Here is a 12554-nt window from a genome sequence, read left to right as displayed (position 1 = left end):
GATGCCCGAAGCGAGAACATGACCGGCGCCGCGGGGTCGCATTCGCGAGACAATGATTCCGTGCCAGGACCGTTGACCGTCATTCCGCCGCTGCTGCTCGCCGCCGTGCTGATCGCCAGCGGAGTCGCCAAGCTCCGCCGGCCCGACGACCTCGCCGGGTGGGCCGATCTCGGTGTGCCGGCAGTGTTCCGGCGCACCTGGCTGCTCAAGTTCCACCCGTGGGGCGAAATCGTGCTCGGTCTCGCCCTGGCGCTGCTCGGCGGCCTGCTCGGCGAGCTCGCGGCCATCGTCGCCCTCGCGCTGATGATCGGCTACCTCGTCTTCGTCGCCCGCATCGTGCGCAGTGGCGCCGACGCCAGCTGTGCGTGCTTCGGTGTACGCAAGCGTGTCACCGGTGCGACGATCACGCGAAACGCCTGGTACGTGGCGCTCGCCGCCACGGTCGCCGCGACCACCTGGGCGAATCCGCTGTGGGGTGGCCCGCTGATGGCGCTCAGCGGCGACCGCTGGCTGTGGGCGCTCGGCCTGCTCGCGGCAGCGATCACGGTCGCCATCACGATGTGGCCGACACCCGAAGAGACCTCGACCGCCGACCCGGGGATCAGCGAGGTGGCCGGGGCACCGGCATCCGACGACGACCTCGACTACATCCGCTCGCGCACTCCCGCCGTGCCGGTCACGCTCGCCGGAGGCGAGCTGACCGATCTGCGCACGCTGAGCATGACCGGGCGCCCGCTGCTGGCGCTGCAGCTCAACCCCGGGTGTGGGTCGTGCGTCGATGTCTACGAGAGCCTCGACGAGATCCGTGCGACATTGCCCGAGGTCAGCGTGCGCCTGCTGCTGTCGCAGGACCCGGGCGATTCGGCGTGGACTGAGACCGGCGAACCCGAATCCCTGCATGACCCGCACCGGTACGTGAGCCAGTCGATCGGGACGAGCAGAACGCCCTCCGCGGTGCTGTTCGGCCTGGACGGTCTGCTCGCAGGCGGGCCGGTGACGGGGGCCCAAGAGATCCAGTCGTTCGTCGGTGACATCTACGAGAGTCTGCACGGCGAGCGTCCCGCCCGGGCTACAAGCCGCCCCAGCGGGACACCGGCCACAGGATGACGATCGCCCGGCCGACGATGTCTTCGTCGCGGGCCCACAGCCAGCATCCGCCGTCGTTCTCTGTGCCGCCGCGGCAGTGCTGGGCGCTGTCGGCGGACAGCGAGCGGTGGTCGCCGAGCACGAGGTAGCGTCCCTCGGGAACGGTCACCTCGGGCAGGCACCGGGGCGACGCCGGTGTGGTCGTGCAGTCGAGTGCGCCGGGCTCGAACGGGAAGTCTTCGAACACGTACGGTTCGTCCAGTGCTTCGCCGTCGACGGTCACCGCGCCCTCCGCGCTGCAGCACGCGACGGTCTGGCCCGGGCCGGCGATCACGCGCTTGATCAGGGTGTGGGTGCCGGATGGGCCGAATCCGCTCAGCTCGCCCAGCCGGCGCAGCACGCTCTTGACCGGTCCCTCGTCGAGGTCTGCACCGGACCCCCAGCTCTCGTCCGCGTCGAAGACGACGATCTCGCCGGTGCTCGGGTGCGCGTCGCCGACGTAGGCGAGGCGGTTGACCAGCACGCGGTCGCCGACGAGCAGGGTCTGCTCCATCGAGCCCGACGGCACCCAGTACGGTTTCGCGACGAACGACAGCAGCGCGCCCACCACCACGAACGCCAGTGCGAGGTGGAACCAGGCGCTGCCGATGATGCGTCGCCACCGGGCGGGGCGTTCGACGTCGGTCATGCTCCCATCCTGCCCTGCCGTCGCCCCGCCCGGCAGAGCTCTCGCGCCGCTGTAGTAGGTTCAGAGCAGGTGCTCGATCGGGGAGCAGGGGGAGTCGCGCGCATGACGAACGTGTTCGATGTCGCCGCTCTCGGAACCCGCGTGCGGTTCGCTTTCGACGATGATCTGCCCGCGACGACCGTCGAGGCCGTGCGCAGCGCATGGATCGATGCGGCGCTGCATACGCCAGGAGCACCGGATGCCGTCGTGCCCGTCACCGCCGAGCGCGAACCGGACGCCATGGCCGAGCGGCTCACCGTCGAGGTGACGCTCGCGGCGCTGCGAAAGCGGCGTGCTCAGCTGCTGATGTTCCACGCGGCCGGTGTCGCCGATGCGCGGGGCCGGGTCGCGGCGTTCGTGGGGCCGTCGGGGCGCGGCAAGACGACACTCAGCCGCACGCTCGGGCAGCACTTCGGGTATGTCTCGGATGAGACGGTCGGGGCAGAACCCGGTGGGCGCGTGCTGTCGTACCGCAAGCCGCTGTCGGTGGTGCGGCGGGGCGCGCCGAAACAGCAGGTCGCGCCGCGGGCGTTCGGCCTGGTGGATGCCGATGATGCGCGTCTGCAGCTGTCGGCGATCACGATCCTCGACCGGGATGCTGGGGTCGTGGCCCCCACGGTCGAGGCGGTGGACTTCTGCGATGCGGTCGCCGAGGTCGTGCCGCAGATGAGCTATCTGGCCGACCTGCCCACGCCGTTGCAGACCCTCGCGGTGACGGCCGACCGCATCGGCGGTTTCACACGGTTGCGGTATTCGGATGCTGAGTCGGTGACTCCGCTCGTGCCGGGACTGCTCGACCATCGCCGTGAGGGCGAGCCGTGGCACGCGGTCCCGGCTCCGGGTGGCACGGTGCTCGGGGGGCGGTACACCGCGTCGCCCGTGCTCGATGCAGTGCGATTCGGCGACCGTGCGGTGCTGTTCACCGGCCGGCGTGTGCAGGTGCTCGACGGCATCGCCCCGGCGGTGTGGGACGCGCTTCGCGCCGGTCACGATCTCGACGGGGTCGTCACCGCGGTCACAGACGAGTTCGGTGACCCGCCGCATGGCGACGCCCGTGCGATCGTGCAGTCGACCCTGGATCAGCTGACCGGCGAGGGGATCCTCGCCGGCGTGTGAGGGCCGTCAGACCTTGGCGGTCGCGCGGCGCTTGGGCTTGGCCTGCGCGCGGCTCAGCTCGGGCTTGGCCTGCTCGGTGGTGTGGGTCGCGCCGTAGGTGTAGCTGCCGTAGCCGTAGCTGTCGGGGCCCTTGGTGGGCAGCATCGTGACGACGGTGCCGAGCAGGTCGACGCCGGCGGTCTCGAGCGTGCGCACCGCGCCGGCGAGTTCTTGCTTCTTCGACTTGCCCGATGCGGCCACCAGGATCACACCGCGGGTCTTCTTGCCGAGCACGGCGGCGTCGGTGACGAGCAGCAGCGGCGGGGCATCGATGAGCACGTAGTCGAAGTACTCGCCCAGGGGCTGCAGCACCTGGTTCATCGCGGCCGAGCCGAGCAGCTCGCTGGGGTTCGGGGGAATGCGTCCGCTGGTGAGCACGAACAGTTCGTTCTGCCCCCACTTCTGCAGGGCGTCGGCGACATCGACGCGCCCGATCAGCACGTCGGTGAGTCCGACGCCGCCTTCCAGGCCCATGTAGTCGGCGATGCGGGGCAGACGCAGGTCGCCGTCGATCAGGGCGACGCGCGCCCCGGTCTCGGCCAGTGCGATCGCCAGGTTCGCGGTGGTGGTCGACTTGCCCTCACCCGGGCCGGCGCTCGAGACGACGAACACCCGAGGGCCGCCCTCGACATCGAGGAACTGCAGGTTGGTGCGCAGGCTGCGGAATGACTCGGCGCGCGGGCTGCGCGGGTCGGCGTGCACGATCAGCGGGCGCTTCTGCGCCTCGGGGTCGAAGGCGATACCGCCGAGCATGGGACGGTCGGTGATCTCTTCAAGGTCGTGCAGCGTGTGGATGCGCGTGTCGAGCACCGTACGAAGCATGGCGATGCCGACGCCGAGCGCCAGGCCGAGCAGGCCGCCGAGAACGATCAGCATGCGCACGTTGGGGCTGGCGGCTGCGGTGGGCGCGACGGCCGGTTCGGTGACGGTGACGAGCACGGGGCTGGCGCCGCCTTCGGCCGCGGGCTGCTCGAGAGTGCTCTGCACGACGTCGGTGAAGCTGTCGGCGACGGCGTTGGCGATGACTGCGGCCTGTTCGGGGTCGCCGTCGGTGACAGAGATGTCGATGAGCACCGTGTTCAGGGGCGCTGATGCTGAGACCTGCGGGGCGAGCTTGCCGGCGGCGATGTCGAGGCCGAGTTCGTCGATGACCGGGTCGAGCACGAGAGCGGTGTTGATCACGTCGACATAGCTGGTGACCATCTGCCGGGCAAAGGTGGTGCCCTGCACGAGGTCACCGGTGGCGGCACCCTCGGTGCGCACCGAGACGTACAGCTGAGTGGATGCGACGTACTTCGGCGCCTGCAGGGCCGCGTACCCGGCGCCGCCCGCGAGTCCGAGCACGAGCAGGATCAGGATCAGGATCCAGTTCTTGTGCAGGATGCGCACGTAGTCGCGAAGCTCCAACGCAACTCCCCCTCGTTTTGATCAATCTGTCGATTCTCACACACCCGGCCGGGCGCATTCTGATGTCAGGCCTTGGCGAGTGCGCCGTACCCGTAGGTGCCGTAAGCCGTCTTGTCGGCGCCGCGGACGGGCAGCATGGTCACGACGGCACCGAGTACACGGCCGTCGGCCGCAGTGATGCGATCGGCGGCGGCGGCCAGGTGATCGGTGGTGGTGACCTCGGCAGCGGCGACGAGGATCACACCGGTGGTCAGGCGCGACAGCACGGCGGCGTCGGTGACGGGCAGCACCGGGGGTGCGTCGATGATGACGACGTCGAAGGCGGCCTTCAGATCTGCCACCAGCGTGCGCATCGCGTCGGACCCGAGCAGCTCAGCGGGGTTCGGGGGGATCGTACCGGCGGGCAGGGTGAAGAACGTGCCGCGGCCCCACCGCTGGATCACATCGTTGATCGCGACGCGGCCGATCAGCACGTCGGTCAGCCCGATCGCTCCTTCGATGCCGAGCAGTCCTGCCACGCGCGGCTTGCGCAGGTCGGCGTCGACGAGGGCGACCCGGTAGCCGGCTTCACCGAGCGCGATGGCCAGGTTCGCGGCGGTGGTCGATTTGCCCTCGGCGGGGCCGGCGCTGGTGACGACGAAGACGCCGGTGTCGTCAGCGGGAAACAGGAATCGCACGTTGGTGCGCAGGCTGCGGTAGGCCTCGGCGCGCGGGTCGCGCGGGGCGTTGGCCATGATCAGCGGGCGCGAGGCAGCCTTCGGGTCGAGCGCGATGCCGCCCAGCACGGGCGCGTCGATCGCCCTGTCGGCGTCTTCGATTCGGCGGATGCGTCGGTCGAGCGTGCCGCGCAGCAGGGCGATGCCGATGCCGGCGCCCAGGCCGACGAGCGTGCCGAGGGCGATGTACATCGGCACGTTGGGTGCGGCGGGCGTGGTGGGCACGGTGGCGGTCTGCAGCGGGACGATGCGGATGCTGTAGGCGGCGCCGTCGCGCTGTTCGACGCGGTCGGTGATGACGGTCGAGAAGCTGTCGCCGATGGCGTTGGCGATGCGTGCGGCCTGGCCGGGGTTGGCGTCGGTGACGGTGACGGTGAGGATCACGCCGCGCGTGGCGACCCCCACATCGACCTCGGAAGCCAGTTGCTGCGCGGTGAGGTCGAGACCGAGGTCGTCGACGACGGGCTGCAGTACGAGCGAACTGGTGAGTACCCGGCGGTAGCTCTCGACGACCTGCTGGGCATAGCTGTTCGCCTGGTTCATCTCCCACGATGAGGCGCTGTCGCCGGTGTCGACGGCGACCATCAGCTGCGTCGAGGCTTCGTAACGCTGCGGGGTGAGCAGGGCGGCGAGGGTGCCCGCGCTCAGACCGATCAGCGTCGCCGCGATCACGACGATGAGGTGTCGTCGCAGAACGCGGATGTAGTCGCGCAGGTCCATCGTGCTCCCGGTCGGCGGGCCACGGGGCCGTTCCCCCGAGTATCCTCAGAGGCTACCGGGTGTCGGCGCCGACACCGGAATCCGCGATGACGAACACCGACGAGCACACACACCGATGACGACTCTTGACGATCTCTTTCCCGACGGCCCGCGCCAGACCGCGGCGCCCGTCGTCGACGACCACCACACGGTGCGCCGGCTCGATGCGATGTTCGGTGACCGGCGTGCTGATCTTGACCGCACGCATCGGGCATCCGCTCGTCCGGCGCTGGTGGCGATGGTCGACGGCGCCGTCGCCGATGCGCGCCCGCTCGGCGAGGTGCCGCCGGTCTCGCGTCCTGATACACGCCGTCGGCGGCGCTTCGACGCGTTCAGCGTCGTCGCCGGCGGGCTCGCGGTGGCGGCCCTGGTGGTGACGGGAGCGATCGGGGGAGTGCAGCTGGCAACGGCCAGCCCTGCCGATGATGCGCTGAGCGCGCTGGCGGCCGATGAGAAGACGATCGACAGTGCGATGGCAGGCCTCGAGTCGGCGCACGCCCGACTTGCCGAGTCGATCACCGAGGCGGATGCTGCCGCGGCCGCGCTGCCTGCCGAGCTGCAGCAGGTGCGTGAGGTGACTGACCCGGCTGACATACCGCCGGGATGGACCGAGGTGCCCGAAGACGCCGGTGTGATCGCGATCGCCGATCCGGACGCACTGGATGCGGCGCTGACCGCGGTCGAGACATACCGCACGGATCTGGCGGCCATTGCGTTGCCCGAGGCGCCGGCGGCGTATGCCCGGGCCGACATCGACGCGGATTCTCTGACCGACGTGGCCACCGCCATCGATGCGGCGCAGTTGCAGCTGGCACAGATCGACCAGGCGACAGCAGCGCTGCGCGAGACGCGAGCGGAGGTCGACGCGCTGACGACGCAGTTCGAGGCCGAACTGGCGGTGTTTACCGGAACGTTCCCCGGGGTGGCGCAGACCGCGGTCGAGCAGCATCCTGATGCTGAGCCCGAGTTGGCTGAAGCCGTGATCGCGGCAGGGCAGTCGGTCGCGCGCGCCGACCTGCTCGACGCGCAGGGGAAGGCGGCGCTGGTGCCGTATCGCGACGCGGTGGTCGCTCTGGTCGAGAGCCAGGTGTACGCCGACCGCGTGCGGGCGGAGCAGGAGCGGCGTGAGGAAGAGGAGCGGCAGCGCCAGCAGCAACAGCAGCCGCAGCCCGAGACGACTCCTGACCCGGAGGAGCCCGAGCCCGAGCCCGACAACCCGCCCGCTGAGCCGACGCCCGACCCTGCCGAGCCCACGGGTCCGCCCGAGGAGGGCACCGGAGCGTAGTGTCCGAAACCTAGAGTTTCATGTGAGAGCATATAAGCAGCGTTAGGTGATGCGGAGGGATGGCCGAATGGTGCCACCGGGGGCTGATGTCGTCGTGCCCGCGACCGGAGAGATCAGAATTCCACTGCACGTGAAGGCCGGCCGTCGCCGTCGTCGCGTCGCTGCTGCGGCGGTGGACGGTGTCGCGTGGATTCTGGGCGTGCTGCTCGCCGTGATGCTGCGATTCGAGTTCACGGTGCCGCACGGAGGGTGGATCGCGACGGTCGTGCTGGCGCTGATCGCGGCGGGCCTCCAGATCACGCTCGGCTACGCGACGAAGCTGTACCGAGGCCGCCACACCTACGGGTCTTTTGACGAGGTGCGGCTTCTCGGGCTGATCGTGCTCGGCATCACATCGCTGTTGAGCCTGGTCGCGCTGATGTTCGGTCTGCTGGTGGGTGTGCCGCGCGGGACGATGTTCCTGGCGGCACCGATCGCTCTGCTGCTGATGTTCGGCGTGCGGTATCTGGCGCGTCTGATGATCGACCGCTCGCGCAAGCCCGGCAACGACGCCGAGCCCGCACTGATCGTCGGGGCGGGTTTCATCGCCGACAAGCTGCTGCACAACATCACCACCGACCCGACCTCGCCGATTCGGCCCGTCGGACTGCTCGACGATGACGTGTCCAAGCACAACCTCGTGCTGCGGGGTGTTCCGGTGGTCGGGCGCACGTCGCAGATCGAAGATGTGATCTCGCGGACGGGCGCCACGATGGTGATCATCGCGATCGGCCAGGCCAACAGCGTCATGCTGCGCAAGATCAGTGATCGCGCCGTCAGAGCCGGTGCGCGTGTCGCGATCACACCGTCGCTGAACGCGCTCGCGTCGGGTGAGTTGTCGCCGACAGATGTACGCGACATCAGCATCGAAGACCTGATCGGGCGTCACCCGGTCGACACGAATATCGAACTGATCGCCGGCTACATCACGGGGAAGCGGGTACTGGTCACCGGCGCCGGCGGTTCTATCGGCTCGGAACTGTGCCGACAGCTGTCGAAGTTCGGCCCGGCCGAGCTGATCATGCTCGACCGCGACGAGACGGGCCTGCAGCTGGCTCAGCTGGGCACGTCGGGGCACGGTCTGCTGCACACCGATGACGTCGTGCTGGCGAACATCCGTGACGAACAGGTCATCACGAGCATCTTCGAGAAGCGGCGGCCCGAGGTCGTCTTCCACGCCGCCGCACTCAAGCACCTGCCGATGCTCGAGCAGTACCCCGACGAAGCATGGAAGACGAATGTGCTCGGCACGCGCAACGTGCTGACTGCGGCGATGGCGGTTGGTGTTGAGCACTTCGTCAACATCTCGACGGACAAGGCGGCGAACCCGACCAGCGTGCTGGGGCACTCCAAGCGGGTGGCTGAGAAGCTCACTGCTTGGGCGGCAGAGCAGAGCGGTATGAACTACGTGTCGGTGCGGTTCGGCAACGTGATCGGCAGTCGCGGGTCGATGCTGCCGACATTCCAGGCGCTGATCCGTGAGGGTAAGCCGCTGACGGTGACGCACCCCGATGCGACGCGGTACTTCATGACGATTCCCGAAGCGTGCCAGCTGGTGATTCAGGCCGGTGGCATCGGCCGACCTGGTGAAGTGCTGATTCTCGACATGGGCGAGCCGGTGTCGATTCTCGAGGTGGCCAAGCGCATGATCGCGATGTCGGGCAAGAACATCGAGATCGTGTTCACAGGACTGCGCACCGGAGAGAAGCTGCACGAGGAGCTGGTGGGTTCGCGTGAGAACCTGGAGCGACCGTTCCACCCGCAGGTGTCGCATACACGCGCGGATTCGATCAGCCCTGAGCGCCTGGACAAGGCGGGATGGGAGGCGCGGATGAAGGCGGAGCCGCGCAACAACGACACGTCCGTGATCGAGCCGTTGACGCTGAAGCCGGCGAGTGGCCAGGGAGTCGCGACGTCGTGACGCTGAGTGTCTACTGGATCGGTGCAATGGCCCTATGCGTGAGTGCTCTCGCGCCGTTCGCATTCCGACCATTGCTCCAGCGCTTAGGTGTCGTCGATGTTCCGAACGAGCGTTCGTCCCATTCGACGACGACTCTGCGCGCTGGCGGACTGGCTCCATTGGCGGGGTGGATCGTCGGCGTCGGGCTGCTGTGCGTGGCGCAACCACAGTCTGTCTGGCTCCTCGGAGTTGCCGGGGTCGCTGCGATGGGGCTTGCAGCTCTGGGATTCGCTGATGATCTCAGAGGGCTTCGCGCGCTGCCGAGGCTCGGGATCCAGATCAGTATCGCTATCCTTGCCACCACCGCTGCCGCAGTGGTCACGGGCTCAACGGCATGGTGGTTCTTACCATTCGGCGCGGTCTTGATGGTCGGATATGTCAACACCGCAAACTTCATGGACGGGATCAACGCGTTGTCCGGCCTGCACGGCGCCGTTGTCGGCACCGCATTCGCCGTCGTCGGTACTGTGGCTGGACAGACATGGTTGATGGGGATCGGACTCGTCATCGCGGTGGCCTTCGTCGCTTTTCTGCCGTGGAACCTGTCCGGATCAGGGTTCTTTCTCGGTGACGTCGGAAGCTACCTTCTCGGAGGGAGCATCGCCGTCACGGCGTTGTTCGCGATCGGTGCGGGGTTGCCTGTCTTGACTCTGATCGCTCCTCTTGCGGTGTACATCGCGGACACCGTCGCCACGATGCTTCGGAGACTGATCCGCGGGGAGCGGATTACAGCACCGCACCGCACACACGCGTATCAGAGGCTGACGGATACCGGATGGTCCCACATCAGCGTTGCGGCAATCGTCACCTTGCTTGCGATGCTGTGTAGTACTGTCGGGCTTGCTGTCCAGTTGGAGTGGCTTCCCGCATGGATCGCGCTTCCGGCCATCCTCCTCGTGTGCTGGCTCTACCTCGCGTTGCCCAGGCTTCGAGGAAGCCAGCTGCCCAAACCAGTGTCGTACGTGGTCCCTCAGATTGAAGAGCCCGCACCGAATCCTGCGATCGCTGGCTTTGCACCCAAGCGGTGGGCAGTATTCGGAGCCTCGGGGTTCGTGGGGAACGCCGTGATGACTCGGCTCAAGCAAGCGCAGTATGAAGTGGTCGAGATCAAGAGCCCTCGTCTCTCGTCGACCGTCGGCGATGCAATCGACGTCGTCAAGATTATGAGTGCCGCAGAATCGGATCCTGTTCTGACTGGACTTGCAGACGTGCTCGCGGATGTGGATGTCGTGATCAATGCCGCAGGGTTGGCGTCCCCAGACTCGGCAGGGGACGCATACCTGTATGGTGCCAATTCGCTGCTTCCTGCGGTTGTTGCCGCCGCTGGCGCGAAGGCGGGCGTGACGCGTATGGTGCATTTGAGCTCTGCCGCGGTGCAAGGTCGTCGACCGATGCTCGACAACTCCACGGGCGTAGCGCCCTTTTCGGCATACTCGCATTCCAAGGCTCTGGGGGAGCAGGCTCTCCTCGACCTGGCGACGAGAAGCGGGGCGATGCAGATCGTCGTGTTGCGGGCGACTTCTGTACAGGGGCCCGGCCGACCCACGACGCAGAAACTCATCCGGCTTGCACGCTCACCTCTCGCTAGCGTCGCAGCACCTGGAACGGCTCCGTCAGTTGTGAGCAGCATCACCAAACTCGCGGCGACGACAGTCGCACTCGGCGCCTCGACGTCAGCCACCCCCAGAATCGCCCTTCAACCCTGGGAAGGGCTGAGTACTCGCGACGTGCTCAAGGCCGCGGCTCCTGGCAGGGAGCCTAGAGTTCTGCCGGCGTGGCTGTGTCGGGCACTAATCTCGTGCGGTTTCGGCATAGGAAAGGCGTTTCCAGCGCTCTCAGGAATCTCGCGGCGCCTTGAGGTCATGTGGTTCGGACAAGGCCAAATCGCTGGCTGGCAGCAGGAGTCGCTTACTGTGGAGTCTCTGGAGTTGACTCGAATCCTCGGGGGTGCGAAGCCGTAATGCCGAAGATCAGGAGTCCAAGAACGGTCGTGTTTGGCGTGACCATCGATTATCAATTGCGGTACCACGACGGGCTCTATCAGCGGCTGGCGGATGCCGGATGGCAAGTGCACCTGGTGTCGGGGAAGGGGCCGATAGGCACGCGCTTGGGTCAACATCCTGGAATCACAGTGCACGAGCTCGTCATGGCGCGAAACCCCAGCCCGTTGACAGATTTGCGGTCGCTGTTCCAATGGGTCGGGGTTCTGAGACGAATCCGACCGTCGGCCCTGGTCGTAGGGACGCCGAAGGCTGGGCTGCTTGGTAGCGTTGCCGCCAGACTGGTCCGAGTGCAAACGCGCGTGTATGAGCTGCACGGTCTGAGGCTGGAAAGCGCAATCGGTCCGCTACGTCGCGTGCTCCGATCGATGGAGCGCATCGCGTGTGGAGCCTCGACTGATGTGATCGCGGTCAGTCCCTCTTTGCGTGAGCGCGCGATCGCCGAGGGGATTGTCCCCACTCGTAAGATCCGCGTACTGGGCGCTGGCAGCCCGAATGGCGTCGATGTGGCTCGTTTTGCAGCTGCGCGACAGGACCTTGAGGCGCGCGCCGCGACTCGTGCCTCGCTCGAAATCTCGAACGATGCTGCTGTCGTTACCTTCGTCGGACGACTTACCGCAGACAAAGGCCTGGAGGCGCTCACCAAGGCGATGATGGCTTTGGATAACATCAACCCTGCGGCTCACTTACTGGTCGTGGGTGCTGCAGACGACGACACTGGTGCGGTGAGCCTTGACAATCTGCGGGCTACTCTTCGGGGCGTGACCTTCACGGGCGAAGTCGACGATGTTGCACCCTACCTCGGGATCAGTGACGTGTTCTGCCTCCCTAGCCGACGCGAGGGTTTGCCGACGGTCATCTTGGAAGCGTTCGCCGCCGGCGTACCTGTCGTGGCGAGCAGCGCAACGGGCATCGTCGACCTTGTCAAAGACGGGGAGACGGGCTTCCTCGTCCCAATCGACGACGGCAGGGCACTCGGGCATGCACTCGCACGAGCGCTCACCGACGAAAAGGCGACACAGGCAATCGTTAGGCGAGCGTCAGACGAGGTCGAGACGCACTATGCGGCGGCGACGGTGCAGCGCCGATGGCAGCGCGAATTCGAAGCGGCGGTCCTCTCATGACGCGGCGCGACGTCGCAACCAAAACCGTCCCTCATCGCGCTCGTCCTCGCGGCCATGGCCGCGGCGCTCAACCAGTCGGGCGTGATTGCCGGAGTAAATCTGTCCATCGCCGACCCACTCATGCTCGTTTGTCTACTGCTTTTCATCGTCGAACAGAAGCTACGTATCCTTCCTCACGCTCTGCTGTTCTTTGGCGCGGTTCACGTAGTTACCTCCCCAACTGCGGTTCTCTACACTCCGACTCACTTTGGCGCGATCGTGGATGAATCGGCGATCGCTTCCGATGCACTGAAGCT

9 protein-coding genes are annotated in these 12554 nt (G+C 67.1%); 6 read left to right on the top strand and 3 right to left on the bottom strand.

The window, feature by feature from the left end:
* Nucleotides 1-60: 60 nt before the first annotated feature.
* Nucleotides 61-1107, top strand: coding sequence for a MauE/DoxX family redox-associated membrane protein (locus tag WDU99_RS13630; RefSeq protein WP_337333001.1), 1047 nt, complete (start codon nt 61-63; stop codon nt 1105-1107).
* On the opposite strand, the gene lepB is transcribed toward WDU99_RS13630, so the two are convergent.
* Nucleotides 1070-1774 carry a signal peptidase I gene (lepB, locus tag WDU99_RS13625; RefSeq protein ID WP_337333000.1) on the bottom strand — a complete coding sequence of 235 codons (705 nt, stop codon included), beginning with the start codon at nt 1772-1774 and terminating at the stop codon, nt 1070-1072. The genes WDU99_RS13630 and lepB overlap by 38 nt on opposite strands.
* Before the next feature lie 102 nt (nt 1775-1876).
* Between lepB and WDU99_RS13620 the strand changes: the two genes are divergently transcribed.
* The gene (locus WDU99_RS13620) at nt 1877-2929 is read left to right on the top strand and encodes a PqqD family protein (RefSeq protein WP_337332999.1); all 1053 of its coding nucleotides are present in this window, start codon (nt 1877-1879) and stop codon (nt 2927-2929) included.
* Between the two features lie 6 nt (nt 2930-2935).
* Here WDU99_RS13620 and WDU99_RS13615 read toward each other — a convergent pair whose 3' ends face one another.
* A complete protein-coding gene (locus WDU99_RS13615; protein WP_337332998.1) occupies nt 2936-4375 on the bottom strand; it encodes a tyrosine-protein kinase domain-containing protein in 1440 nt (479 codons plus the stop codon).
* A 65-nt stretch (nt 4376-4440) separates the two neighbouring features.
* Nucleotides 4441-5811 carry a tyrosine-protein kinase domain-containing protein gene (locus WDU99_RS13610; RefSeq protein ID WP_337332997.1) on the bottom strand — a complete coding sequence of 457 codons (1371 nt, stop codon included), beginning with the start codon at nt 5809-5811 and terminating at the stop codon, nt 4441-4443.
* Nucleotides 5812-5926: 115 nt separating this feature from the next.
* Here WDU99_RS13610 and WDU99_RS13605 point away from each other — a divergent pair, with 115 nt between their 5' ends.
* From WDU99_RS13605 to WDU99_RS13590, 4 genes are all read left to right on the top strand, one after another.
* Nucleotides 5927-7135 carry a hypothetical protein gene (locus tag WDU99_RS13605; protein WP_337332996.1) on the top strand — a complete coding sequence of 403 codons (1209 nt, stop codon included), beginning with the start codon at nt 5927-5929 and terminating at the stop codon, nt 7133-7135.
* Nucleotides 7136-7202: 67 nt separating this feature from the next.
* Nucleotides 7203-9095 (top strand): polysaccharide biosynthesis protein, encoded by a 1893-nt coding sequence (locus tag WDU99_RS13600; protein WP_337332995.1) that lies wholly within the window; start codon nt 7203-7205, stop codon nt 9093-9095.
* Nucleotides 9096-9289: 194 nt separating this feature from the next.
* Nucleotides 9290-11095, top strand: coding sequence for an NAD-dependent epimerase/dehydratase family protein (locus WDU99_RS13595; RefSeq protein ID WP_337332994.1), 1806 nt, complete (start codon nt 9290-9292; stop codon nt 11093-11095).
* Between the two features lie 38 nt (nt 11096-11133).
* Entirely contained in the window at nt 11134-12258 is a 1125-nt protein-coding gene (locus tag WDU99_RS13590; RefSeq protein ID WP_337332993.1) for a glycosyltransferase family 4 protein, read from the top strand.
* Nucleotides 12259-12554 lie beyond the last annotated feature (296 nt).

The sequence above is a fragment of the Microbacterium bandirmense genome, assembly GCF_037204185.1.
Taxonomy (GTDB): Bacteria; Actinomycetota; Actinomycetes; order Actinomycetales; family Microbacteriaceae; genus Microbacterium; species Microbacterium bandirmense.
Note: the sequence above shows the minus strand (reverse complement) of the source record. Positions and strands in the feature narration are given on the sequence as shown.